The organism is Enterobacter cloacae complex sp. 382A5 (assembly GCF_050031095.1).
In the GTDB taxonomy this organism is placed as follows: Bacteria; Pseudomonadota; Gammaproteobacteria; order Enterobacterales; family Enterobacteriaceae; genus Enterobacter; species Enterobacter cloacae.
In genome coordinates this window covers 1,694,753-1,719,135 of record NZ_JBLGVK010000001.1, presented here as the reverse complement: position 1 = coordinate 1,719,135, position 24,383 = coordinate 1,694,753, and the positions used below count along the sequence as shown (strand labels likewise).

Here is a 24,383-nt window from a genome sequence, read left to right as displayed (position 1 = left end):
TCTCCCGGCGCCATTATCAGTTTTTTCTGCTGGTTTCCGCTATTTCACCCTGACATACTGGCGTAACAGGACAGTAGCGCCGATTTTTCGTTGAGGAACACTATGAAAAAAATTGTCATTGCCGCCGCATTCATTGTCAGCGGCCTGCTGGTAGGTTGTAACCAGCTTACGCAATACACCGTCAGTGAGCAGGAAATTAATCAGGCGCTGGAAAAACATAATAACTTTTCAAAAGACATTGGTGTGCCGGGGCTTGCCGATGCGCATATCGTCCTCAGCAACCTCACCAGCCAGATTGGGCGCGAAGAGCCGAATAAAGTCACTCTCGCCGGGGATGCCAATCTCGTTATGACCTCTCTCTTCGGTAACCAGAAAGCCAACATTAAGCTGAAGCTCAAGGCGCTGCCGGTCTTTAACAAAGAGAAAGGGGCCATCTTCCTGCAGGAGATGGAAGTGGTAGACGCGGACGTCACGCCGGACAAGATGAAACCGGTGATGCAGACCCTGATGCCCTACCTGAACCAGTCCCTGCGCAACTACTTTAACCAGCAGCCGGCCTATGTCTTAAGTGAAGACAAGAGCAAGGGTGAGGCGCTGGCGAAAAAATATGCCAAAGGCATCGAGGTGAAACCGGGAGAGATCGTTATTCCATTCACCGATTAACCTGAAGGGGCGCAAAAGCGCCCTTTTTTTTACGGAAAAGTGTGCAAACGAAAACGTTTCCGCTTATGATTTGTGTCCGGCAAAAACAGCCATCCTAATGACTGATTCCTGACAAGCCGGAGCTTCCATGACTGCACAACCCCAGGTTCTTAAAATCCGCCGCCCTGACGACTGGCATATCCATCTGCGTGATGGCGATATGCTGAAAACCGTCGTACCGTATACCAGCGAAATTTATGGCCGCGCGATTGTCATGCCTAACCTGGTTCCACCAGTCACCACCGTTGATGCCGCTATGGCTTATCGCCAGCGCATTCTTGATGCCGTGCCGGCAGGACATGATTTCACCCCGCTGATGACCTGCTATCTGACCGACACCCTCGATCCGAATGAAGTGGAACGCGGCTTTAACGAAGGCGTGTTCACCGCGGCGAAACTCTACCCGGCTAACGCTACCACCAACTCCAGCCACGGTGTCACCAGTATTGACGCCATCATGCCGGTTCTGGAACGCATGCAAAAACTGGGCATGCCGCTGCTGGTACACGGTGAAGTGACCCACGCCGACATTGATATCTTCGACCGTGAAGCCCGCTTTATCGAAACCGTAATGGAGCCGCTGCGCCAGCGTCTTCCTGCGCTTAAAGTGGTGTTTGAACACATCACCACCAAAGATGCCGCAGAGTATGTCCGCGATGGCAATGAACTGATTGCCGCCACCATCACGCCACAGCACCTGATGTTTAACCGCAACCACATGCTGGTTGGCGGCGTTCGTCCGCATCTCTATTGCCTGCCTATCCTGAAGCGTAACGTTCATCAGCAGGCGCTGCGTGAACTCGTTGCCAGCGGTTTCTCCCGCGCCTTCCTCGGCACGGACTCCGCGCCTCATGCACGCCACCGCAAAGAGGCCAGCTGCGGTTGCGCAGGCTGCTTTAACGCCCCTACCGCACTCGCCAGCTACGCCACCGTGTTTGAAGAGATGAATGCCCTGCAGCATTTTGAAGCGTTCTGCTCGCTCAATGGACCACGCTTCTACGGGCTGCCGGTCAACGAAACGTACATTGAACTGGAGCGTAAAGAGAGCCGCGTGGACGAGGCCATTCCGCTGACGGATGACACGCTCATCCCATTCCTTGCCGGTGAAACCGTCAACTGGACGGTAAAACGCTAAAAAAACAGTGCCCCTTGTTGTCAAATCCATAATATACCTGTATAAATAAACAGTATATTACACAGGGGGCATTTATGCGTATTGAAGTCACCATAGCCAAAACAACCGTTCTGCCTGCTGGCGCGCTTGATGCGCTGGCCGGTGAATTATCCCGCCGTATTAACAGTACTTTCCCTGACAACGCTGGTGCCGTAACGGTTCGTTATGCGGCGGCAAACAACCTCTCCGTCATTGGCGGCGCGAAAGAAGATAAAGACCGTATCAGCGAAATCCTGCAGGAAACCTGGGAAAGCGCCGACGACTGGTTCATCACAGATTAATCTTGCTCCCTCATTGTTCTTTTTTGCCGGGTCGCCCCGGCTTTTTTTCGTCTGAAATCCGGTTCGTTCAAATTAATTCGGCAACAAATTTAAAAATCGTGAACAAGGTGGTGTTTTATTGTTCGAACAATCCTAAAAAGCAGAAAAATGTGTTGCCAACTGTTTATTTTTCCCTTGCGAACCCTTATTACTTGTATACTGAAGATGCTTTCAGAAAAACATGCATTGAACCTCGGAGCCGTTGTCTTCTAACACGCATTAAGGGGGTTATAATGGAAAAGAATAGCGAAGTCATCCAGACCCATCCGCTTGTTGGCTGGGATATCAGTACCGTAGATAGCTACGATGCGCTGATGCTGCGTTTGCACTACCAGACCCCGAATCAACTCAACCGTGAAGAAGCGGAAGTTGGACAGACGCTGTGGCTTACAACAGACGTCGCCCGTCAGTTTATTTCTATTTTAGAGGCAGGTATTGCCAAAATAGAATCTGGCGACTATCAGGAAAATGAGTATAAACGGCACTAGGTTTATACCTATGCTTCGCTCAACAGGCACCCTCCGGGTGCCTTATTTATTTCTCCCTTGTGTCAGCCCGCATATACCCTAAATAATTCGAGTTGCAGGAAGGCGGCAAGGGAGTGAATCCCCAGGAGCTTACTCCAGTAAGTGACTGGGGTGAACGAGTGCGGCCAACGCACCTGCAACTTGAAGTATGACGGGTATAGTTAATTACTCTGCTAACAAAGCGTAAGTTCGAGAGATGGATATGAGATACGACTTAATCATTATTGGTAGCGGATCCGTGGGGTCTGCCGCCGGTTATTACGCAACGCAAGCGGGTCTGAAGGTCCTGATGATCGATGCCCACCGTCCTCCCCATGCAGAGGGCAGCCATCATGGCGACACCCGGCTTATTCGCCACGCCTATGGTGAAGGCGAGCGCTATGTTCCGCTGGTGCTCCGCGCCCAGACGCTATGGGATGAACTGGCGAAGCTGACGGAAGAACGCATTTTCGAACGCACGGGCATCATCAACCTGGGCCCTGCCCGCTCTGATTTTCTGGCCAACGTTGAACAGAGTTCGAAAGCGTTTAATCTTGATGTGGAGAAGCTGGACGCGGCAGGCATCATGGCCCGTTGGCCAGAGATCGCCGTCCCGGACGATTATATCGGCCTGTTTGAAGCCAACTCCGGGGTCTTACACAGTGAAACGGCCATCAAAACCTGGATCGATCTTGCGGAAAAAGCGGGCTGCGCTCAGCTCTTCAACTGTCCGGTGGAATCCCTCACTCATCACGCTGACGGCGTTACGGTCACCACTGCGGACGGAGAATATTCAGCGTCCCGTCTGCTGATTAGCGCAGGTACCTGGGTCACCCGTCTGCTGCCCGATCTGCCTGTTCAGCCGGTGCGCAAGGTCTTCTCCTGGTTCCAGTCGGATGGCCGTTACAGTGCACAGAATAAATTCCCGGCATTTACCGGGGAGTTACCGAACGGCGATCAGTTTTACGGCTTCCCGTCTGAGAAAGACGCGCTCAAAATCGGAAAACACAATGGCGGGCAGGCGATCTCCTCCCCTGAAGAGCGTAAACCGTTCGGTGCATACCCACAGGACGGATCCGAAGCGTTTACCTTCCTGCGCAATATCCTGCCGGGCGTAGGCGGCTTACTGTATGGTGCTGCCTGCACCTACGACAACACGCCGGACGAAGACTTCATCATTGATACCCTGCCGGGGCATGACAACACGCTACTCATCACCGGCCTCAGCGGTCATGGCTTTAAGTTCGCCTCCGTGCTGGGCGAGATCGCTGCGCAGTTTGCCCAGGGGATCGCACCGCAGTTTGATCTCACCCCCTTCTCACTTTCGCGTTTTAGCAGATAATCCGCCGCGGGTTTCGGACGTCCGGAACCCGTTTTCCAGACTGAAAACGGGACATTATGCGCAGGATCGTTGGCTTTCTTATCAATAACATTCGTGAGCATTTTATGCTCTATATTTTATTATGGGTGCTGCTGGCACTCATTGATATTATTTACATTGTATTTTACTGAAAAGTGAAGCTGACAATTACTGACATTACTTTAGGTTAGCTTAATCTTTTGCTTGCTGCTTATTCCGCCTTGCACGAAGCGATTGAATTACATTTGCGGATCATTTTCAAAACCGCTGAAATAAATAAAATAAAAATCTATATTCAATTATTTCAGTTGCAATATCATTTATTCCCGTTCATTTTTACTATTCTGTTTTTCTTCGAATGGTCATTCTGATGCAATTGCGTAACTCCTCTCAGCGCTACGGAATAATATCCATGTGTTTACACTGGATAGTTGCTCTTACCGTTTATGCAATGTTCGGACTGGGTCTGTGGATGGTGACGCTCAGTTATTACGATGGCTGGTATCACCAGGCACCAGAACTGCATAAAAGCATCGGCATCCTGCTGATGATGACGTTGGTTATTCGCGTGATCTGGCGTCACATTTCCCCGCCGCCCGCCGCGCCCAAAACCCACAGTAAATTAACGCGTGTCAGCGCGGTTGCCGCGCACGTTACGCTCTATATCCTGCTGTTCGCCATTCTGATTAGCGGGTATCTCATTTCCACTGCAGACGGCAAGCCGATTAACGTCTTTGGCCTGTTTGAGGTTCCGGCCACGCTCTCTGACGCAGGGGTTCAGGCCGATACCGCAGGCGTGGTGCATCTCTGGCTCGCGTGGAGCGTGGTGATCCTGTCTGTCCTGCACGGGCTTGCCGCCCTTAAACACCATTTCATCGATAAAGACGATACGTTAAAGCGCATGCTTGGCCGTTCGTCAGTTGACTCTGGAGCATAAAATGAAAAAACACCTGCTGGGTATCGCATTAGGTTCTCTGTTATTCACCACCGGTTCTGCCGTGGCGGCTGATTATAAAATTGATAAAGAAGGCCAGCATGCTTTCGTCAATTTCCGTATTCAGCACCTCGGTTATAGCTGGCTGTACGGTACCTTTAAAGATTTTGACGGCACATTCACCTTTGACGATAAAAATCCTGCCGCCGATAAGGTCAATGTGACCATTAATACGAATAGCGTCGACACCAACCATGCAGAGCGCGATAAACATTTGCGTAGTGCGGAATTCCTGAATGTATCAAAATTCCCACAGGCGACCTTTACGTCGACCGAGGTGAAGAAAGAAGGTGAGAAGCTGAATATTACCGGTAATCTCACGCTCAATGGCGTCACGAAACCGGTGACCCTGGAAGCCAAATTACTCGGCCAGGGTGACGATCCGTGGGGTGGCAAACGCGCAGGTTTTGAAGCCGCAGGGAAAATTCATCTGAAAGATTTTAATATCACCACGGATTTGGGTCCGGCGTCTCAGGACGTAGAACTGATTATTTCCGTTGAAGGTGTTCAGCAGAAGGCATAATAAACACGCCCGGCAGGGTTTGACGTTGCCGGGCGTCATTATCATTCCGGGTCAGGAATACCCAGTTTGGTATTCAGGCGGCCACGGGATTTATTAAAAATCTTATTGCCGTTTTCACGTCCCGCACGACGGCGGCGCTGCTCCTCTTCCGGCAGCATGCTCTCTTCACTGCACAGTTCGCTACAGCAGCCGTTAAATTTCTCTGCGCACGCCGGGCACTGAATAAACAGCAGATGACAACCGTCATTTTTGCAGTTGGTGTGGGTATCGCACGGTGCGCCGCACTGGTGGCAATGGGCAATCACGTCTTCTGAAATACGCTCACCCATTCGCTCGTCAAAGACAAAGTTTTTACCGATAAAACGCACCGGTAACCCCTGCTCACGGGCACGGCGGGCATACTCGATGATACCGCCTTCGATATGCCAGACCTTATTAAATCCGTTATGTTTCATCCACGCGCTGGCTTTTTCGCAGCGAATACCGCCGGTGCAGTACATAACGATTTTCTTATCTTTATGTTCCTGCATCATCTCAACCGCTTTCGGCAGTTGCTCGCGGAAGGTGTCGGCCGGGATTTCCATTGCGTTCTCGAAATGGCCCACTTCATATTCGTAGTGGTTACGCATATCGATGAATACCGCGTCAGGGTCATCAAGCATCGCATTGACTTCCGCCGCCTTCAGGTATTCCCCCACGTCGGCCGGGTTGAAGGCCGGGTCGTCAATGCCGTCTGCCACGATGCGCTCACGCACTTTCATACGCAGCACCCAGAATGATTTACCGTCATCGTCCAGGGCGATGTTCAGGCGTAAGCCGTTCAGCGCCGGATCGAAGCCGTAAAGAAAATCGCGGAAGGCGCTCACGTTGCTTTCCGGGATGCTGATCTGGGCGTTGATACCTTCACGCGCCAGATAGACGCGCCCAAAGACGTTCAGCGCGGTGAAGGCTTTATAGAGCTCATCGCGGGTCGCTTGCGGATCGTTGATCGTGAAGTATTTATAGAATGAGATGGTCGTGCGCGGTTCGGTTTCAGCCAACATACGCGCTTTCAACATCTCATTCGATACGCGGTTGTGTAACACTGGCATGGTGTACAAGTCCTGCAATCGTTATTGAGAAAGGAAAATCGGTCGGCATCATATAGCAAACAATAACAATTTACATCCACACAATTTACGCTACATTTCTGTCAGCCTGAACTATGCGTCATAACATTTGCTGCATTAGCGCGCGTTTCGACATCAGACATTTTGGCTATGTAGTAAAAAATGAGACACTAAGACCTTCAGGACGTTAGAAAACAGGACCGACATGACCCAATTACCGAAATTTACCGTCACCCTTTTGCATCCTCGCTATTGGTTGACCTGGCTTGGCATTGGCTTTTTATGGCTTCTGGTCCAACTCCCCTACCCGGTTATTTTCCGTCTGGGCAAAAGCCTGGGTCGTCTTGCGCAAATGTTTATGAAGCGTCGCGCCAGAATCGCCTACCGCAACCTTGAACTGTGCTTCCCGGACATGAGCGAGGCTGAACGTCATGACATGGTGACCAGGAATTTCGAGTCTGTCGGCATGGGGCTGATGGAAACAGGAATGGCGTGGTTCTGGCCAGACAAACGCATGGCGCGCTGGAGCGTCGTTGCCGGTACGGGGATGGAGCCGGTACATTCGCTGCAGGCGAATCAGACGGGCGTGCTGCTGATTGGCGTACATTTTCTGACCCTGGAAATCGGCGCCCGTATGTTCGGTATGCAGGCGCCCGGCATTGGGGTTTATCGTCCAAACGACAACCCGGTTATTGATCTGATCCAGACCAATGGCCGTATGCGGTCCAACAAAAGCATGATCGACCGTAAGGATCTGAAGGGTATGATCCGCGCCCTCAAATCAGGTGAAGTGGTCTGGTATGCCCCCGATCACGACTACGGCCCGCAATCCAGCGTATTTGTTCCGTTCTTTGCCGTTGAAGAGGCGGCCACCACCACGGGCACCTGGATGCTGGCACGCATGTCCAAAGCCGCCATCGTCCCTTTTGTTCCGCGCCGCAAACCGGATGGTTCGGGTTACGAATTGATTATGCTGGAGCCCGAACTGGCGCCTCCACTGGATGATGCTGAAACCACCGCACGCTGGATGAACGGCATTGTCGAGAAATGCATTATGCTCGCACCGGAGCAGTACATGTGGCTGCACCGCCGCTTTAAAACGCGGCCAGAAGGTACGCCGTCCCGCTATTAATTCCCCCTGCGGCCCTTTGGGCCGCTCCCTGTTTTAGCTTTAAAAGCTCTCCCTCATTGCGGCAATCATAACCCAGGCGCATAATTAGCAGGCTTATTACTTCATGCCTTACGGTGCGCTGCACCTCATTATGCGGATTGTTATGTCACCCTCAGATGCCCCCATAAACTGGAAACGTAACCTTACGGTTGCCTGGCTTGGCTGTTTTCTTACCGGCGCGGCGTTTAGCCTCGTGATGCCCTTTCTGCCCCTGTACGTTGAACAACTGGGCGTGACGGGCCACAGTGCGCTCAATATGTGGTCTGGTCTGGTGTTCAGCATCACTTTCCTCTTCTCCGCCATTGCTTCGCCGTTCTGGGGCGGCCTTGCCGACCGTAAAGGGCGTAAAATCATGCTGCTGCGCTCGGCGCTGGGAATGGCCATCATCATGGCGTTAATGGGTGTGGCGCAGAACGTCTGGCAGTTTCTGATTTTGCGCGCGCTACTTGGCCTGCTGGGAGGATTTATTCCCAACGCGAATGCGCTGATCGCCACCCAGATCCCGCGTCATAAAAGCGGCTGGGCGCTCGGGACGCTCTCAACCGGAGGCGTCAGCGGCGCCTTGCTGGGGCCTCTGGCGGGGGGCTTGCTGGCGGACAGCTATGGCCTGCGCCCGGTGTTTTTCATTACTGCCAGCGTGTTGTTCCTCTGCTTTATCGTTACGCTGATCTGCATTCGTGAAAACTTCACCCCCGTCGCCAAAAAAGAGATGCTCCACGCACGGGATGTGCTGGCTTCACTCAAAAACCCCAGACTGGTACTGAGCCTGTTCGTGACGACCCTGATTATTCAGGTCGCGACCGGTTCGATTGCCCCTATTCTGACGCTGTACGTTCGCGATCTGGCAGGTAACGTGAGCAACATTGCGTTTATCAGCGGGCTGATTGCATCCGTACCCGGCGTGGCGGCGCTGCTTAGCGCCCCGAGGTTAGGGAAACTGGGAGACCGCGTCGGCCCGGAAAAGATCCTGATTTGTGCGCTGGTGATCTCCGTGCTGCTGCTCATTCCCATGTCGATGGTGCAATCACCCTGGCAGCTGGGCGTTCTGCGCTTTTTGCTGGGTGCCGCCGACGGGGCGTTACTGCCCGCCGTCCAGACCCTGCTGGTTTACAACTCTACGAACCAGATCGCCGGGCGTATCTTCAGCTACAACCAGTCATTTCGCGACATCGGCAACGTTACCGGCCCGCTGGTGGGGGCCGGGATCTCCGCCAGCTTCGGTTTTCGCGCCGTGTTTATCGTCACGGCGGGCGTAGTACTGTTTAATGCGGTTTACTCGTGGTTCAGTTTATCCCGGACATTACGGCCGGTGGCGGAATAAGACAAATACGTGACGGCTTATTTTCGCATTCATACTTGCAGAATCAGATATTCAGCTATTCTTTCCCTGAAACCTTCTGGAAAACAGGGAGACACCAATGACCATGTACGCCACGCTGGAAGAAGCTATTGATGCCGCTCGTGAAGAGTTCCTCGCCGATAACCCCGGCGTTGATGAAGAAGATGCGGACGTGCAACAACTCAACATCCAAAAGTATGTCCTTCAGGACGGAGATATTATGTGGCAGGCCGAATTCTTTGCTGACGAAGGTGAAGAAGGCGAATGTTTGCCGATCCTGAGCGGTGAAGGAGCTCAGGCCGTCTTTGATGGTGACTATGACGAAATTGAGTTGCGTCAGGAGTGGCTGGAAGAGAACACCCTGCACGAGTGGGATGAGGGTGAATTTCAGCTCGAGCCACCGCTGGATACGGAAGAAGGTCAAACCGCAGCTGACGAATGGGACGAGCGTTAATTCCCGCTACTCATAGGGGCCGTGGCTGGCATCGATGGGCAACAACAGCGTATCGAAAATCAGCGAGAACGGCAGATCGAGCACCGTCAGGTAGCGCCATGCGGAATCCCGGACATCCCATTTCACGCCCGGATAGTACTGATTCCCGTGGCCCTGCCCCGGAATGGTGCGACTGATGATGCTGCCGCAGCCGCTCAGCAGACATGCCATCATGACGACGATGATTATTTTCATCCGTTACCTCTAAAAAAATACCGGCGTTTAAGCCGGTATTTTATCTGGCGGGTGGCACATTGCTTACCCGCCCTACGTTGCCACTTACTTCGCCTTCAGCGCCAGCGGGTTAAGCTTCAGATCGTTGTAGTAGTTCACCCACGAGGAGTAGCGCTCCGGGGAAGACCACACACGGTAGTGCAGACGCGACATAGTCACCGGATCGCTTAACAGCACCAGACGGCGGTCGCGGTTAAGTTTCTCTGGCGTCTCGTTCAGCGCCTGTTCAACGTGACGATCGCGGGCAATCTCCAGCACCTTACTGGCACGGTGACGCGCGGTAGCCATTGCCGTTGCCAGGGCGTTAAACGACGGGTTAAACACCGCGTGCATAAAGCCATCATCCAGCGTACGACGGCGGTTCTGCTCCAGATAGGTGTCAGTATCCACCAGCACCTGCGGCGGCGAATACTCTTCCGGGATCAGGAACAGCTTCCAGCGTTTGGTACGCAGGCCAACCGTTGAGCGGCTTGAAATGACCGACACAAACGGCGACAGGATCAGCGAGAAGACAATCGGCGCCAGCCAGAACAGGAAGCGCAGATCCAGCCATGCCATCCCAGCAGCCCACACCAGCCCCAGCAGCAGCTGCGAGCCGTGACGCATAAAGGCTTCACCCCACGGCGTGGAGTCATCATCACGCTGCGGTGAGTTCCAGACCACTTCCCAGCCCAGGAACGCGCTGACCACAAACACGGTATGGAACAGCATACGCACCGGTGCCAGCAGCACGGAGAACAGCACTTCCAGCAGCAGTGAAACCGTTACCCGCCAGAAACCGCCATACTCCTTCGAGCCTTTGCACCAGATCAGAATGATACTGAGCAGCTTCGGCAGGAACAGCAACACCATGGTGGAGGCAAACAGCGCTATCGCCAGCTCCGGACGCCACTGTGGCCACACCGGGAACAGCTGACGCGGTTGCAGGAAGTACTGCGGCTCCGTCAGCGCATGCACCACCTGCAGAGCCGTGGACAGCGCCAGGAACATAAACCACAGCGGCGCGGAGAGATAAGACATCACGCCGGTCAGGAACACCGCACGGTGAACCGGGTGCATTCCTTTCACGAGGAACAGACGGAAGTTCATCAGGTTCCCGTGACACCAGCGGCGGTCACGCTTAAGTTCGTCCAGCAGGTTCGGCGGCAGTTCTTCATAGGATCCAGGCAGATCGTAGGCAATCCAGACGCCCCACCCTGCACGACGCATCAGCGCCGCTTCCACGAAGTCGTGCGACAGAATCGAGCCGGCAAACGAACCTTCTCCCGGCAGCGGTGCCAGCGCACAGTGCTCAATAAACGGCTTCACGCGGATAATGGCGTTGTGACCCCAGTAGTGGGACTCACCCAACTGCCAGAAGTGCAGACCGGCAGTAAACAGCGGCCCGTAAACACGGGTGGCAAACTGCTGGCAACGCGCGTAAAGCGTGTCCATGCCGGACGCTTTTGGCGAAGACTGGATGATACCCGCGTTCGGGTTAGCTTCCATCAGACGCACCAGACCGCTCAGACAATCACCGCTCATCACCGAGTCGGCGTCCAGCACCACCATGTAGCTGTACTGGTTACCCCAGCGACGGCAGAAATCATCGATGTTACCGCTTTTACGCTTCACACGACGACGGCGGCGACGGTAGAAGATCTGACCTTCGCCCTGTACTTCTGCAATTAGCTCCATCCAGGCTTTTTGCTCGGCAACGCAGATGTCCGGATTGTAGCTGTCGCTCAGGATATAGACGTCGAAATGGGCGGCGTTACCGGTCGCCTTAACGGACTCCCAGGTTGCGCGCAGCCCCGCGAATACGCGGTCAACGTCTTCGTTACAGATAGGCATAATCAGCGCCGTGCGGTGCTCAGGATTCAGGGGTTCATCCCCGACCGTAGACGCCGAAATGCTGTATTTGTCTCGTCCCATCAGCAGCTGCAGGAAGCCCATCAGCGCGGTCCAGAAACCGGCCGAGACCCAGCAGAAGAGAACGGCGAACAGCAGAAGAATGCCACTTTGCAGGATATACGGCAGCAGTTGCATGAAGGAGACCCAGATATCCTGGCCCATCATGTCTGCCGGGTTGATCAGCGCCCAGCCCTGGTAAGGCAGAATCGTCTTCATGTACCAGGTTGCGACAACCGTCTGCGCCAGCGTCAGCAGCAGAAGAATGTAGCGACGGATCGTCCCCACGGTACGCCATTTCTGTTCGGAGGCCTGCTCTTCTTTTGTCAGACGCGACAGATAGCGTGGCGTCACGTCACGCCCGCGCAGGCGATCCCAGAAGCGGCCAACCGGGTTGGTACGCCAGGGGTCGGGGAACATGGAAGAACGCGTTGCTTTCGGCATCGCCTGAAGCTGATCGCGTCCTTCGTCGTCTTTAATCAACTGCCCTTCTGCCAGCGAGTCCGGCCATGCCTGCTCCAGACGTGCCTTCACTGACCCCAGCGGAGAATCGTCATCACGTGAAAACTGACGATGTTCCCCATCCAGCGCGGCATGTACCGCGCGGATGTTGCTCTCAGGCAGTGCCGCTTTTTCGATATCCGTCAGCGGCATGGCATCAATATATTCAGATGTATTATTCATTGGCAGGTAGCTGATAGCTCCAGGTTTCACTCAGCGGCTGATCGTTACTGACCAGCGCAGCGCGCATTTCAGTGGTCTGTTTCGGATCTTTCACTTTCACGCGCAGGGTCAGACGCCACCCTTTCGTTACCGGGTTGTAACGTACGGTGTTCTCAACAATCTCACCGTTATCACCGATGCTGGCCTGGGCGGTCACGGCAGTATCTGGTGCCAGTTTCTTCATGTCCTGGCCGGTGAAGTCCACCACGAAAGCGACGGTACCGTCAGGCTGACGGATAAGATTAGACTGTTTCACGTCACCCGTTGAACGGCGAGTCTGCATGACATACGCGTTATCCGGCGCATGCAGTTTGTCTTCGTCGCGGCTAAAGGTGATCGTGTATTTGAAGTTCATCTCTTTCCCGGCTTCCGGCAGTTGATCCGGCGTCCAGTAAGCGACGATGTTATCGTTGGTTTCATCATTGGTTGGGATTTCAACCAGTTCAACCTTCCCTTTGCCCCAGTCACCTTTCGGGGTCACCCACGCGCTTGGACGCAGGTCGTAGCGGTCATCCAGATCTTCAAAGCGAGAGAACTGACGGCCACGCTGCAGAAGGCCGAAACCTTGCGGGTTTTCCATCGCAAAGCTGCTGACAGCCAGATGTTTCGGGTTGTTCAGCGGTCGCCAGATCCACTCACCGTTACCGGCATGAATAGACAGGCCGTTGGAATCGTGCAGTTCAGGACGGAAGTTGGTCGCCGGTGACGGCTGGTTCGGCCCAAACAGGAACATACTGGTCAGCGGCGCAACGCCCAGTTTACCCACTTTGTCGCGCAGGTAGACTTTAGACTGCACGTCAACCACCGTGTCACGCCCAGGCATGATCACAAAGCGGTACGCGCCCGTTGCACGCGGGGAATCCAGCAGTGCGTAGATAGTCAGACGTTTATCCGTTGGTTTTGGACGTTCGATCCAGAACTCGCGGAAACGTGGGAATTCTTCACCTGATGGCAGCGCGGTATCAATAGCCAGGCCGCGCGCAGAAAGCCCGTACACCTGTCCCGCGCCAATAACGCGGAAGTAGCTGGCGCCGAGCATGCTGACGATTTCGTCGTTTTTATCTTTGCTGTTGATCGGGTAAAGCACCTTGAAGCCTGCAAAGCCCAGATCTTTAACCGTATCTTTGTCGTGCTGCACATCGCCAAAATTGAAGTAATCCGGGCTGTATTTGATTTTACGTACCGCCGTTGCCGTCACTTCATTGATGGCAACAGGGGTATCGAAGTACATACCCTGATGATAAAACTCAAGCTTGAACGGGGTCTTAATATTGTTCCAGTACGCTTTATCGTGATTGAACTGGATCTGCTGATAGTCCGCATATTTCATGTCGCGGAAAACGGAGGGCAAGTTACTTTTCGGCGCTTCGTAGCTCTTGCCTGCCATCGATTTTGCCTGTTTTGCGACATCGTCGATGTTAAAGGCCAGTGCCGATGAGGTATACAGGGATAACACCACTGCAGCACCCAACCAACGCATTTTCATCATCTGTGGTTTATGTTTCATAATAAGTAAGCACTTCCCCCTTTGTGTGCTTATATCGATCCGATCCATTTTAATGGAAACTCAGGCAATCCGACAACATTATCACCGCTTTGTTCAGCTCGCTGGCTCAGGGATTAAGCAAATGAAAGAACCCGCTTTTCACTTTGCGTGCTTATCCTGGAGACAGGGTGTCGGTCTTGGTGTAGGGTTGGCTTCGAATGTAACCATTATGAGTCTTAGGGATAAGGCGAAAAGTCTGAGAATGCACAAAGTTATATGAGCACAACACCTGTAGAACGTGAATACTTCCTCGACTCGATCCGGGCATGGCTGATGCTATTGGGGATCCCCTTCCACATTTCACTGATTTACTCCAGCCACACCTGGCATGTTAATAGTCAAATGCCCTCCTGGTGGCTGACGCTGTTTAATGACTTTATTCACGCCTTCCGCATGCAGGTGTTTTTTGTCATTTCAGGTTATTTCTCTTATATGCTGTTTCTGCGCTACCCCATCAAGCGCTGGTGGAAAGTGCGCGTGGAGCGCGTCGGCATTCCGATGCTCACCGCCATTCCTCTGTTGACGCTGCCGCAGTTCATCATGTTGCAGTACGTAAAGGGTAAGGCGGAGAACTGGCCTAATCTGTCGCTATACGAAAAATACAACACCCTGGTTTGGGAGCTGGTGTCCCACCTCTGGTTCCTGCTGGTGCTGGTGGTCCTTACCACAGTCAGCGTGTTGATTTTTAGCCGCTTTCGCCGCCATTTAAGCGATAAAGCTAACGCCTTTTTCGCCAGTATCACCCTGGGAAAACTGTCGCTGCTCTTTTTGCTGCTGGGCATCGCCTATGCGGCAGTGCGACGGACGCTGTTTATTGTTTATCCGCCGATTCTGAGCGACGGATTATTCAATTTTGTGGTGATGCAGTCGCTGTTCTACATCCCCTTCTTTTTAATCGGGGCGCTGGCCTTTATTTATCCGAAGCTTAAATCGCTGTTTACGACGCCCTCACCGTGGTGTGCTTTTGGTGCCGCCATCGCGTTTGCGGCCTATCTGTTAAATCAGCGCTACGGCAGCGGCGATGCGTGGATGTATGAAACCGAGAGCGTCATTACCATGCTGCTGGGCCTGTGGATGGTGAATGTGGTCTTTGCGCTGGGCCACCGGCTGCTTAATTTTAAGTCCAGCCGCGTCACCTATTTCGTCAATGCTTCGCTGTTTATCTATCTGGTGCACCACCCCCTGACGTTGTTCTTCGGGGCCTATATCACACCGCATATCGCCTCCAACACGCTGGGCTTCTTTACCGGGCTGGTCTTTGTGATTGGAATCGCCATCGTGCTTTACGAAATCCACCTGCGGATACCGCTTCTGCGTTTCCTTTTCTCCGGGAAACCGCAGGTAAGAGCATCATAAACACACGCGGCGCACTGAGTGCGCCGCGTGTGTTTCAGGTCTCTAATTCCTGTCCGCGCTGGGTCAACAGCCGCTGATAAAGATGCAGTGTCTCCTCATCGAAACAGACAAATGTCACTTTTTCGGGCATCGGTTTAAGCGACAGGTAACGATACACGGTGTCTACCGCAATCGTCGCTGCGGCAGCTTTCGGATAGCCATACACTCCGGTGCTAATGGCCGGAAACGCCATGGTTTTATAGCCATTATCAGCGGCCAGACGCAGGCAGTTTCGGTAGGCCTCTTCGAGGATACTCGCCTCGTGCCGATCGCCGCCATGCCATATTGGCCCCACGGCATGAATCACCGCTTTCGCGGGAAGATCGCCCGCAAGCGTAATAACGGCATGACCCGGTGGGCACTCCCCCTGTTGCTGACGCACTGTCTTGCAGGCTTCCAGCAGTTGCGGTCCGGCAGCCCGGTGGATAGCGCCATCCACGCCACCGCCGCCCATCAGTGACGGATTGGCTGCATTGACGATCACATCAACGTGCATCGTCGTGATATCGCCATGAATAACGTCAATTTGCGGTTTCATAAATACCCTCTGCTTCCCGCCATTTTCTTAAGTGTATCGCAGAGGTACCCGAGAGAAAAAACTATCGGGAAAAACCTCTTCCGCCGTAAAGCGGAAGAGCAGACATCAGCGGTACTGAATTTGTACTACCGCGAGCGTTTTTTCAGGATTGAGGTACTTCATGCTGAGGGTGGCGAGGCTGGTATCGGTCACATGGCTATTAAGTGCATCTTCATAACTGACCATGCGCGTATGAATCCGGTTATTTTCCGGGCATGACAACGCAAACTGCCGCGTTTTTGCAGTCACCTCACAGGGGTCGGCGACAATCGCGCCGCGAAAATGAATGACCCCACCCTCAACAACCGTCGCCGCAAAAACCGGGGTTACAAAAAGAGAAACGAGCAGACTAAAACCAGAAGCGAGTTGAGCGATATATTTGGTCACGTATATGTACTCCTCAATGAAAATCGTCCTTGAGGGGTAAAAGCGCTCCATTAAAGCAAACGTAATTTCACGTTTCGGAACTTAGTTGCTCAGTTCCTGTTATCAGCATAGCTCAACGGTGAAGGCCTGCCACATTGGCAAATCATTGATTTTATGAATGATTAAAGCCTCTTCTCCGGCGGTGACCACTGCTGTGATAAATGAAGCGATTTACCATCAGAGACGGTGACAATAATGTTCACCGTATCCCCCGTACCGATATTTAAACTCAGCCGCATTAAATCGATCGTCTGATTAGCGGGGATAAAAAGCCTGTTTTGCTGGCGTGATGTACTTTGGCCCCTCTGCCCTTCCCGTTCAGCCACGATTTGTACCTGACAATCACACGGCGTTGTCAGCGTAACCTGGGGAATAATGGTGGTCATATCGCCCTGCTGCGATGTGTTAAACGTTATTTGACTGGAAAGCGCGGCAAGGAGAATTAAGGTATTCATGATGCACTCCCGAAAAAAAACAGGGCTGAGGCCCTGTTTTTTTGTAGCACAGATTTCAGTATTAATACTGATAAGCTGCAGCGTGGTTACCAAAACCAATCTGGGTAACATTGACCGTAGAATTAGACGCAGTCTGATCAACCATTGCGCCGTTAAATCCACCGTACTGGCTCACATTCATTGTGGAGTCGTGACTGTTCCATTGATCAAGCGTTGCGCTGTTGGCAAAACCATTCTGAGTCAGAGAGATGGTGCTGTCGTCAGAACCTTGTCCAACATCTGCGCCATTACCGCCACCGCTCTGGCTAATAGACAGCGTTGAATCTCTGGCATTGGTCTGCAAGGCGACAGCTGAGTTACCGCCACCGTTCTGGTAAATATTCAGGGTTGAATTTGGGCCATTACCGCCTTGACCATGGCCATGACCGTGTCCATGGCCCCAGCCACCTTGATCAATGAGACCGGCCATAGCACTACCAGAAACGACGATTGCTGCAAGAGCTGCCACTTTGATAAATTTCATGGTAAAACCCCCATCGGATTGATTAAAGTCGCCGCGAATAACTAACGTTGAATAACGCGAATTGCCATTTGCGACTGTTTTTGCACTACAACTGCGTTTTTCTGTGTACCGTACTGCGTGATGCTTGCCCTATTACCTGACCCTTTCTGGATAATTTTCGCACTATTACCAAATCCATCCTGCGTAATATCTGCATCATTCGCAAAGCCGCTCTGAGCAATATACGCAATATTATAAGTCCCTGATTGATCAACCCGCGCCCTGTTACCTGACCCATCCTGGGAAACGATGGACAATAATTTTGAACCGTCCTGGCGCACCTGAGCGTCATTAAGTACACCCTGTTGACCAATAATGGCTGCCTGATTTAATGATGTACGGCTTAATTCATTTACCGCAAAGTTATATTCAGAGGTAGCCAAATCTGAATTCGCCGCGGTGACAACCCCAGGCGCTCCCAGTAATGTAAACATCATAAATAACGATGTGTTTTTCATGTTGCCACCCTGGACCTGGCTGTTTTAAAAGACTTCAGGTTAGAACAACGCATATTTTGTTAACGCGTCGTTACGGTGAAGAGTATGTCTGCCGAAACACGTTAAATATCTCACCCGCGCGGCTTATTTTTATTTTTCAGGTCACCTCAAAGTAGTAATTCCTGAACAAAAATAGCGATAAGCGAATCCATTTAATTTCTATAAAGCCTTATCCATCGCAAATGAGTGAAACATCGCAGCGGCTGTTCCGACGCGAGAGAGGAAGGGTTAAACGTAACGACAGGATGACATTAACGTTAATGTGTGACACAAGACGCGATTTCTTAAGGCGAAGCGGCATTCATTCCGTAGGTTAGTTTTTTTTTGAAACTCATACTTTAAAATTTCTGAAAAAGAATAGCATAAAAACATTAAAATCAGTTACATATAAATAATTGTATGATTTTTAAAATCTGTGCATCATTATTTAGCTGTACAACTTTTTCATCAATTAAAGACTTTCAAGAAGGCACGTATTCATAAATTAATATTGATTTTTACATCTTGTTACACGTTTAACACTTGCTTTAAACTTCGTAAAAGCTAGATTGAAATTAGATGTACGAAATTCGTTTTATATTTTCCTCCCTTGTGGAGGTTATGGTTTGATTCTACACACAGCAGCGCAACATCTGTCAGTACTTCTGGTGTCCTCTTTTCGCAGGAGGACAACTGCCAGGTGTCATAAAAAAGTGGGGTTTCATCATGTATAATGAAGTCCATAGTTTACATGGTCATACATTACTGTTGATCACAAAACCTTCTTTGCAGGCGACCGCTTTATTACAACATTTAAAGCAATCTTTATCACTGAACGGGAAATTGCATAATATTCAACGTTCTTTCGATGATATTGCACCTGGCTGCATTATTCTTTTCGATATGATGGAAGCGGATAAAAAGCTCATCCATTACTGGCAAGATACTTTGAGCAGGAAAAACAATAACATCCGCGTGTTATTATTGAATACGCCTGACGAGTATCCTTTCCGGGACATTGAAAGTTGGCCGCATATCAATGGCGTGTTCTACGTCACTGAAGAAGAGAATCGGGTGGTAGAAGGCCTGCAAGGTATCTTGCGAGGAGAGTGTTATTTTTCGCAAAAGCTGGCCAGCTACCTTATCACGCACTCCGGAAATTACCGCTACAACAGTTCAGAGTCAGCACTGCTAACGCACCGCGAGAAAGAGATCCTGAACAAATTGCGCATTGGTGCTTCAAATATTGAAATCGCCCGTTCGTTATTTATCAGCGAAAATACGGTAAAGACGCACCTTTATAATCTTTTCAAGAAGATAGCTGTTAAAAACCGAACTCAGGCGGTTTCATGGGCAAACGATAACCTCAGGCGTTAATCACATGAAACGCACCATGAGTTGGATTGCCGCAGCGGGCTTTCTGCTCGCTGCCGGGAACCTGAAGGCCGTCGAGGTCGAAGTTCCCGGATTGTTAACGGACCATACCGTCTCTTCTGTCGGACACAATTTTTATCGTGCCTTCAGTGATAAATGGGACAGTACGTATCCTGGAAATATAACAATCAACGAGCGGCCCAGTGCACGATGGGGAAGTTGGATAACAATAACGGCTAATCAGTTCGTTATTTATCAAACATTTTTATTTCCCACCAAAATAGACTTCGATAAAAACGTAGCCTTGGCGCTGGCGCAATCAGAAGACGCTATTAATCGCATGCAAATAGACAAAGCGCTATTAAGCACTAGTGATTTAGCAAAAGACGAGTTCTAGCGAACCTATATCCGGAGGCTGTCATGCGTATTGCATATGCAGTTGTTTCGATAATGCTTATCACCCCATTAAGCTGGGCCGGGAATATGACATTCCAGTTCCGTAATCCCAACTTTGGTGGTAATCCGAATAATGGGGCGTTCATGTTAAATGAAGCCCAGGCGCAAAATTCTTATAAAGATCCCAGCTTCGAGGATTTTAGCGTGGATACGCCATCTGCACTGGACAACTTCACCCAGGCGATTCAGTCGCAAATTTTGGGCGGTTTGCTGACCAATATCAACACCGGCAAACCCGGCCGCATGGTGACCAATGACTTCATTGTCGATATTGCCAACAGGGACGGGCAGCTCCAGTTGAACGTTACCGATCGTAAAACCGGAAAAACCTCAACCATTCAGGTTTCCGGTTTACAAAATAACTCGACTGACTTTTGAACAACCCCAAAATAAGGACAACGATCATGCAGCGCTTCCTGATACTTGTTGCAGTGTGCTTATTGAGCGGTTGTTTAACTGCTCCACCTAAAGAAGCTGCAAAACCGACATTAATGCCTCGGGCTCAAAGTTATCGTGATTTAACCCATTTGCCTGCCCCGACAGGTAAAATATTTGTCTCCGTCTACAACATTCAGGATGAAACCGGGCAATTTAAACCTTACCCGGCAAGTAACTTCTCTACGGCCGTACCGCAAAGCGCCACCGCCATGCTGGTGACCGCGCTGAAAGATTCGCGCTGGTTTATTCCACTGGAACGTCAGGGGCTGCAAAACCTGTTAAATGAACGAAAAATTATTCGTGCGGCGCAGGAGAATGGTACCGTTGCAGATAATAACCGCATGCCGCTGCAATCTCTGGCTGCGGCGAACGTTATGATTGAAGGGTCGATTATCGGTTACGAAAGTAACGTGAAATCTGGCGGTGCTGGCGCACGTTATTTTGGTATCGGTGCAGATACCCAGTATCAGCTCGACCAAATTGCCGTTAACCTGCGTGTCGTTAACGTCAGTACCGGGGAAGTGCTCTCTTCGGTAACCACCAGCAAAACCATACTCTCTTATGAAGTGCAGGCCGGGGTGTTCCGCTTCATTGACTATCAGCGTCTGCTGGAGGGTGAAATCGGTTATACCTCTAACGAGCCGGTGATGATGTGCCTGATGTCAGCCATTGAAACCGGAGTTATCTTCCTGATAAATGATGGTATCGACCGCGGGCTGTGGGATCTGCAAAACAAAGCAGACGTGCAAAACCCGGTACTGGTGAAATACCGCGATATGTCGGTTCCTCCGGAATCCTGACAGGACGCGCATAAAAAAGGCGAGATAGTTATCTCGCCTTTTTTTATTCACTCACCGCTGGCACGTTTTGCGCTTTTTCTCGTCGTGCCGCCAGCCACAGACCACTGTTCTTCATGGCATAGCCAAACAGCAACCCCAACGCCAGCGAGGGGACCACCAGCTTCCAGTCACCCTGCCCCGCAAAGGTGGCACACGCCCCCATAAACGTGCCTGGTACAAACGACAGCAACAGATGCTTTGCCTGAACGCACATCAAAAAGGCGACCACGCCCGTCATGATATAGCCGAGGATCTCCAGATGCGGAGCGAGCGCACTGCCCTTCATGATAACCAGCGCCCAGATAACGCCGCTCATCAGCGTGCAGCCTGAGATAAAAAGCCCTTTGATCCCGCCCTGCGGGCAGGCGAAGTAGGCCGTGCAGCCGAGAAATCCAGCCCAGCTGAGCAGTCCGAGAGAGACGGCCACCCATCCCCAAAGCCCGGAGAGGATACCTGTTGTGAGTGCGATACAAAGTAATATGTTCATGGCGCGCATCTTAGCAGAAGCGCGCCATGGAAATGAGATCAGAAGCACATTATATGCAAGATGATGCGTTGCGTTGCAGAACTAATGTGATCATGATCACTCTTCATTCTCTTCTTCCAGCTCATCCCACATTGCAGCGATGGCGTCACGCGTCAGGGGAGCCAGCGTTCTCCAGAATGGCGAGGTGGCATGCGCTTCAACTTTCCCAAGGAATGTCCCGACCCACGGCAGCAGATACATTTCGAACAAGGTTTCGATGGCTTCGTTCTCATCGTCACCGGCGTGGTCCTCAATCCAGGATGCGGCCAGCAGCAGCGTACCGATATGATCGGCAGGCGTGTCGGTCAGCGGCATGCCGCGCTCTGAAAGAAAAGCGCGCACTTCCGCTTCCGTTGCCCCTTCCTGCCAGGCAGAGCGGTAAGGTGAAACACGGCACTCTTCCCCCACAAACAGCGCGTTGTAATCTGTGGAGATTTGCTGCATGTCGCAGCTTTTCTGCAGGCGCTCCAGTAAATCATCCTGTTCCAGCGGCCAGTTCTGCGCCAGTTTCCCTTCACGAATTAATGTAAAGAGCGGGACCAGCAGCGGGTCTTGAGGCTGGCGGTAGTACAGCGTACCCAGCACGCGGCAAAGGATGGAAAACTCATTCATTTTTTTATTCCATTACACAATTAAAGATCGGCAAATTCGGCAATCGGTTCCATTCCGCGCGACTCAAGGAAATCGAGCATGCGACGAGGGGTCACGTTCAGGATTTGCGCTTCCGGGAAGTTAACATCATTCAGCACTTTCAGGCACTCGCTGAAATCACCCAGTGTGAACGCAGTATGGGAATCTGAACCCAGCGCCACCATGCCTCCGGCATCACGCACTGCGGCCGCCACTTCGCGGCAGTTCGCTTCACTGCCCTTACGCGAGTGCACGAAGGAGGAGTTGTTAATCTCCAGCGCCACGTGATGCTTCGCTGCCGCCTGCGCGACAGCCTGAATATCGATTGGGTACTTCGGGTTGCCGGGGTGGCTAATAATATGCACGTTGCCGCTGGCAATGGTGGCAATCATCGCTGCGGTGTTGGTTTCTTTATCCTGAGGCGCAAAGACAGGTTCATGGAAACCGGCGAGAATAAGGTCAAGAGATGTCAGCATCGGGCCGGTGCAGTCGATCTCACCGTCGGTATTTTTAATGTTCGCCTCAATGCCACGCAGTATCCCAATACCGTCCACCAGGCGTGGCCAGATCCGCATATTCACAAAATGCCAGTAGTGCGGCGCATCCGCCATATCCGGGCCATGATCGGTGATCGCAAAAAGCCTGATGCCCTTGAGCTTCGCTTGTGCAATGTAATCATGGAGGTTGCTATACGCGTGGGTGCTGGCGACGGTGTGCATATGCAGGTCAACGGGATACATCTCTCTCTCCTCTGCGGTTTTTCCAAAGGATAGCAGTTATCTGCTGCGATTATTAGCAAAAACCCGGCTAACGCCGGGTTTCACTTAGTAGCCGCGCGTTCTGTCGACCTGCCCGGTCACCGCGTTGCCCTGCTCTATCTCACTGATGGTGTGCGTAATATAGGCCACCGCCTCTGCCGGACGCGTCACGGCGGCGACGTGTGGGGTCATCGCCACGCGCGGATGTGCCCACAGCGGGCTCTCTGCCGGCAACGGCTCGCGGCTGTACACATCCAGCATCGCGCCTTTCACCTTGCCACCCTCAAGGGCTTTTAGCAGATCGGCTTCCACCAGATGAACCCCGCGCGCCAGATTCATCACGTAACTCTGATCCGCCAGCTGATTCAGAAGCGCGCTATTAATAATGCCGACCGTTTCCGCCGTATTCGGCAGCAGATTGATCAGTACGCGCGTCCCCTTCAGAAACACCGGGAGTTCATCTGTTCCGGCAAAACTCTCAACGCCAGGATAGTTCTTGCGGCTGCGGCTCCAGCAGCGCAGCGGGAAGCCCCACGGTGCCAGCGCTTCGGCCACTTTTGAGCCGAGCACGCCCGCCCCGAGAATACCGATAGTAAACTCTTCACGTTGATATTCTGGCAGCGGCTCCCAACGGGATTGCAGTTTTAAGGCCTGATAATCGTCAAAACGCCGGAACCAGTGCAGCACCTGACTCACGGCATATTCCTGCATTTGCTGGCCCATGCCGGTATCTTCCAGGCGGAACAGGGGGATTTCCTCCGGCAGCATTTCAGGGTGCGCTTTCAGTTTGCTCAGAATGGAATCCACACCGGCACCGAGGGCAAAAACGGCCTTCAGCTTGCGCCCCTGGAGCATCTCGACCGGGGGATGCCACACCAGCGCGTAGTCTGCATGTTCGTTATCACCGCGCTTCCATTCACGCACGCGCGCCCCCGGTAACGCTGCCGAAAGTGCCTTAATCCAGTAAGCCGTATCAAAAGTGGGGTGATAGAAGATAATATCCATACTCATTCCTGCCTTTTTTGCGCTGTTTTATTTTCATTTTCAACTGGATTGCCAGCATAACAAATTTATCGCCGGACCGCGTTGCCGATAAAAAAGGCGCTTTCAGCACATTTAAGAATCATGTTGTTTGAAGTTTGTCTAAATGCGCTAATTTACTGAAAAAGTGTGTTGACGGCTGTTCGGCTTTTCCTTACATTAGCGCCCGTCCCGACAACAACGGGATGACAATATGGTGAGGTGTCCGAGTGGCTGAAGGAGCACGCCTGGAAAGTGTGTATACGGCAACGTATCGGGGGTTCGAATCCCCCCCTCACCGCCATATTTAAAGAAGAGCTCGCATGAAAATGCGGGCTTTTTTTTCGCATGTTGCTCGCTTGCGGCG

Annotated in this window: 29 protein-coding genes and 1 tRNA gene; 17 read left to right on the top strand and 13 right to left on the bottom strand. The window is 52.0% G+C overall.

Annotation, left to right across the window (positions count from 1 at the left end):
- Window positions 1–102: 102 nt before the first annotated feature.
- The 8 genes from ACQG2G_RS08100 (at window position 103) to ACQG2G_RS08065 (ending at window position 5,579) form a co-directional block, all read left to right on the top strand.
- The gene (locus tag ACQG2G_RS08100) at window positions 103–663 is read left to right on the top strand and encodes a lipoprotein (RefSeq protein ID WP_061772085.1); all 561 of its coding nucleotides are present in this window, start codon (window positions 103–105) and stop codon (window positions 661–663) included.
- 127 nt (window positions 664–790) lie between these two features.
- Window positions 791–1,837 (top strand): dihydroorotase, encoded by a 1,047-nt coding sequence (gene pyrC / locus ACQG2G_RS08095; protein WP_058680544.1) that lies wholly within the window; start codon window positions 791–793, stop codon window positions 1,835–1,837.
- A 74-nt stretch (window positions 1,838–1,911) separates the two neighbouring features.
- Window positions 1,912–2,157, top strand: a complete 246-nt coding sequence (gene dinI, locus ACQG2G_RS08090; RefSeq protein ID WP_013097151.1) for a DNA damage-inducible protein I — start codon at window positions 1,912–1,914, stop codon at window positions 2,155–2,157.
- A gap of 272 nt (window positions 2,158–2,429) precedes the next feature.
- Entirely contained in the window at window positions 2,430–2,684 is a 255-nt protein-coding gene (gene bssS, locus ACQG2G_RS08085) for a biofilm formation regulator BssS (RefSeq protein WP_008500827.1), read from the top strand.
- A gap of 241 nt (window positions 2,685–2,925) precedes the next feature.
- Window positions 2,926–4,044 (top strand): N-methyl-L-tryptophan oxidase, encoded by a 1,119-nt coding sequence (gene solA, locus ACQG2G_RS08080; protein WP_348595879.1) that lies wholly within the window; start codon window positions 2,926–2,928, stop codon window positions 4,042–4,044.
- Window positions 4,045–4,100: 56 nt separating this feature from the next.
- Window positions 4,101–4,214 (top strand): YceO family protein, encoded by a 114-nt coding sequence (locus tag ACQG2G_RS08075; protein WP_020689623.1) that lies wholly within the window; start codon window positions 4,101–4,103, stop codon window positions 4,212–4,214.
- A gap of 218 nt (window positions 4,215–4,432) precedes the next feature.
- Window positions 4,433–4,999: a cytochrome b gene (locus tag ACQG2G_RS08070; protein WP_028027945.1), complete on the top strand. Its 567-nt coding sequence runs from the start codon at window positions 4,433–4,435 to the stop codon at window positions 4,997–4,999.
- 1 nt (window position 5,000) lies between these two features.
- A complete protein-coding gene (locus ACQG2G_RS08065) occupies window positions 5,001–5,579 on the top strand; it encodes a YceI family protein (RefSeq protein ID WP_013097156.1) in 579 nt (192 codons plus the stop codon).
- Between the two features lie 41 nt (window positions 5,580–5,620).
- Here ACQG2G_RS08065 and ACQG2G_RS08060 read toward each other — a convergent pair whose 3' ends face one another.
- On the bottom strand, window positions 5,621–6,670 hold the full coding sequence (locus ACQG2G_RS08060) for a rhodanese-related sulfurtransferase (RefSeq protein ID WP_013097157.1): 1,050 nt from the start codon (window positions 6,668–6,670) through the stop codon (window positions 5,621–5,623).
- A 223-nt stretch (window positions 6,671–6,893) separates the two neighbouring features.
- Here ACQG2G_RS08060 and ACQG2G_RS08055 point away from each other — a divergent pair, with 223 nt between their 5' ends.
- The 3 genes from ACQG2G_RS08055 to ACQG2G_RS08045 all read left to right on the top strand — a co-directional run bounded on the left by ACQG2G_RS08055 (window position 6,894) and on the right by ACQG2G_RS08045 (window position 9,652).
- Complete coding sequence (locus ACQG2G_RS08055; RefSeq protein WP_020689625.1) at window positions 6,894–7,820, top strand: Kdo(2)-lipid IV(A) acyltransferase; 927 nt, start codon at window positions 6,894–6,896, stop codon at window positions 7,818–7,820.
- Between the two features lie 142 nt (window positions 7,821–7,962).
- The gene (gene mdtG, locus ACQG2G_RS08050) at window positions 7,963–9,180 is read left to right on the top strand and encodes a multidrug efflux MFS transporter MdtG (RefSeq protein WP_028027946.1); all 1,218 of its coding nucleotides are present in this window, start codon (window positions 7,963–7,965) and stop codon (window positions 9,178–9,180) included.
- A 97-nt stretch (window positions 9,181–9,277) separates the two neighbouring features.
- A complete protein-coding gene (locus tag ACQG2G_RS08045; RefSeq protein WP_014831418.1) occupies window positions 9,278–9,652 on the top strand; it encodes a MysB family protein in 375 nt (124 codons plus the stop codon).
- A gap of 6 nt (window positions 9,653–9,658) precedes the next feature.
- Here the strand turns inward: ACQG2G_RS08045 and ACQG2G_RS08040 are convergent, their stop codons facing one another.
- From ACQG2G_RS08040 to mdoG, 3 genes are all read right to left on the bottom strand, one after another.
- Window positions 9,659–9,886 carry a YceK/YidQ family lipoprotein gene (locus ACQG2G_RS08040; protein WP_013097162.1) on the bottom strand — a complete coding sequence of 76 codons (228 nt, stop codon included), beginning with the start codon at window positions 9,884–9,886 and terminating at the stop codon, window positions 9,659–9,661.
- Window positions 9,887–9,970: 84 nt separating this feature from the next.
- Window positions 9,971–12,499: a glucans biosynthesis glucosyltransferase MdoH gene (gene mdoH / locus ACQG2G_RS08035; RefSeq protein WP_038985525.1), complete on the bottom strand. Its 2,529-nt coding sequence runs from the start codon at window positions 12,497–12,499 to the stop codon at window positions 9,971–9,973.
- Window positions 12,492–14,045, bottom strand: coding sequence for a glucans biosynthesis protein MdoG (mdoG, locus tag ACQG2G_RS08030; protein WP_020689627.1), 1,554 nt, complete (start codon window positions 14,043–14,045; stop codon window positions 12,492–12,494). The genes mdoH and mdoG overlap by 8 nt, the downstream gene beginning before the upstream one ends.
- Window positions 14,046–14,300: 255 nt before the next feature.
- Between mdoG and mdoC the strand changes: the two genes are divergently transcribed.
- Window positions 14,301–15,440, top strand: a complete 1,140-nt coding sequence (gene mdoC / locus ACQG2G_RS08025; protein WP_013097165.1) for a glucans biosynthesis protein MdoC — start codon at window positions 14,301–14,303, stop codon at window positions 15,438–15,440.
- A gap of 34 nt (window positions 15,441–15,474) precedes the next feature.
- Here the strand turns inward: mdoC and ymdB are convergent, their stop codons facing one another.
- From ymdB to csgB, 5 genes are all read right to left on the bottom strand, one after another.
- Window positions 15,475–16,017, bottom strand: a complete 543-nt coding sequence (ymdB, locus tag ACQG2G_RS08020) for an O-acetyl-ADP-ribose deacetylase (RefSeq protein ID WP_045295774.1) — start codon at window positions 16,015–16,017, stop codon at window positions 15,475–15,477.
- Window positions 16,018–16,122: 105 nt separating this feature from the next.
- Window positions 16,123–16,443: a type 1 fimbrial protein gene (locus tag ACQG2G_RS08015; protein WP_095455654.1), complete on the bottom strand. Its 321-nt coding sequence runs from the start codon at window positions 16,441–16,443 to the stop codon at window positions 16,123–16,125.
- A gap of 161 nt (window positions 16,444–16,604) precedes the next feature.
- Entirely contained in the window at window positions 16,605–16,937 is a 333-nt protein-coding gene (gene csgC / locus ACQG2G_RS08010) for a curli assembly chaperone CsgC (RefSeq protein ID WP_095455638.1), read from the bottom strand.
- Between the two features lie 61 nt (window positions 16,938–16,998).
- A complete protein-coding gene (csgA, locus tag ACQG2G_RS08005) occupies window positions 16,999–17,460 on the bottom strand; it encodes a curli major subunit CsgA (protein WP_023620194.1) in 462 nt (153 codons plus the stop codon).
- 41 nt (window positions 17,461–17,501) lie between these two features.
- A complete protein-coding gene (csgB, locus tag ACQG2G_RS08000; RefSeq protein ID WP_013097170.1) occupies window positions 17,502–17,957 on the bottom strand; it encodes a curli minor subunit CsgB in 456 nt (151 codons plus the stop codon).
- 744 nt (window positions 17,958–18,701) lie between these two features.
- Between csgB and csgD the strand changes: the two genes are divergently transcribed.
- From csgD to csgG, 4 genes are read left to right on the top strand one after another with little or no spacing between them, the layout of a single operon-like run.
- Window positions 18,702–19,352 carry a biofilm master transcriptional regulator CsgD gene (gene csgD, locus ACQG2G_RS07995; protein WP_023620195.1) on the top strand — a complete coding sequence of 217 codons (651 nt, stop codon included), beginning with the start codon at window positions 18,702–18,704 and terminating at the stop codon, window positions 19,350–19,352.
- A 4-nt stretch (window positions 19,353–19,356) separates the two neighbouring features.
- Entirely contained in the window at window positions 19,357–19,746 is a 390-nt protein-coding gene (gene csgE / locus ACQG2G_RS07990; protein WP_013097172.1) for a curli production assembly/transport protein CsgE, read from the top strand.
- Between the two features lie 23 nt (window positions 19,747–19,769).
- Window positions 19,770–20,183, top strand: coding sequence for a curli production assembly/transport protein CsgF (gene csgF / locus ACQG2G_RS07985; RefSeq protein ID WP_029881945.1), 414 nt, complete (start codon window positions 19,770–19,772; stop codon window positions 20,181–20,183).
- Window positions 20,184–20,209: 26 nt separating this feature from the next.
- Entirely contained in the window at window positions 20,210–21,043 is an 834-nt protein-coding gene (gene csgG, locus ACQG2G_RS07980; protein ID WP_028027948.1) for a curli production assembly/transport protein CsgG, read from the top strand.
- Between the two features lie 43 nt (window positions 21,044–21,086).
- Here csgG and ACQG2G_RS07975 read toward each other — a convergent pair whose 3' ends face one another.
- The 4 genes from ACQG2G_RS07975 to ghrA form a co-directional block, all read right to left on the bottom strand.
- On the bottom strand, window positions 21,087–21,569 hold the full coding sequence (locus tag ACQG2G_RS07975; RefSeq protein WP_072200468.1) for a DUF1097 domain-containing protein: 483 nt from the start codon (window positions 21,567–21,569) through the stop codon (window positions 21,087–21,089).
- A 96-nt stretch (window positions 21,570–21,665) separates the two neighbouring features.
- Window positions 21,666–22,220: a TorD/DmsD family molecular chaperone gene (locus ACQG2G_RS07970; protein WP_013097176.1), complete on the bottom strand. Its 555-nt coding sequence runs from the start codon at window positions 22,218–22,220 to the stop codon at window positions 21,666–21,668.
- 20 nt (window positions 22,221–22,240) lie between these two features.
- The gene (locus ACQG2G_RS07965) at window positions 22,241–22,978 is read right to left on the bottom strand and encodes a phosphatase (RefSeq protein WP_040019375.1); all 738 of its coding nucleotides are present in this window, start codon (window positions 22,976–22,978) and stop codon (window positions 22,241–22,243) included.
- 84 nt (window positions 22,979–23,062) lie between these two features.
- Complete coding sequence (ghrA, locus tag ACQG2G_RS07960; protein WP_130627031.1) at window positions 23,063–24,001, bottom strand: glyoxylate/hydroxypyruvate reductase GhrA; 939 nt, start codon at window positions 23,999–24,001, stop codon at window positions 23,063–23,065.
- Window positions 24,002–24,232: 231 nt separating this feature from the next.
- On the opposite strand from ghrA, the gene ACQG2G_RS07955 reads away from it, so the two are divergent.
- Window positions 24,233–24,320, top strand: a tRNA-Ser gene (locus ACQG2G_RS07955).
- Window positions 24,321–24,383 lie beyond the last annotated feature (63 nt).